Genomic DNA, 589 nt, shown 5'->3' on the forward strand with positions numbered 1-589 from the left:
CCGTAAGATTATTTACGCCAATATTTCCACCTGAGGTTTTATCAATGAAGTGTAACAAGGCTTGCAAAGTCGTAGGGACAGCATAAGAAAAATCATACTGCCCAATAGAAAAATGATTCAGTAATGCACCGCGACTTAATTTTGTAGCTAGCCACGCAAAATCGGTGTTTTTTGTATAAATGCGCTTAAATTTATCCCAATGTAAATAACGTCCCTTTTCATCAATAGCTTTATATTGATTCATTAAAAGGATATTTTCAGGTGTAAGCTCTGTTTTTAATAGCTCTATAAGTGGTTTGGGTTTAGATACTTTCATAACTCAAGGAACGCAATTTTTAAATATTGCGTTAGTTAAGCATTTTTTTAAAAATTTGTCTATATATACCTGCAGGTATATTTCGGGATATTTTGGATTGCCCTCGCGCGCGTACTGCTGACAAAACTCAATAAAAAAGGCTCAATGCATTGCATAAAGCCTTATTCTTACCTCTACCACGTTTTAGTAAAGTTTTACCTATAGATCAACCATAGCTATCCACCACCGAAAAAATAAAAAAAGTGTATAGATAACTAAAAAACACTGGGCACG

At 34.3% G+C, this 589-nt stretch carries 1 pseudogene; it reads right to left on the reverse strand.

Annotation, left to right across the window (positions count from 1 at the left end):
- Positions 1-316: pseudogene (locus ACXVWP_RS11110) on the reverse strand (Fic family protein); the annotation flags it as partial.
- Positions 317-589: the final 273 nt, after the last annotated feature.

The organism is Haemophilus sp. SZY H56 (genome assembly GCF_054332415.1).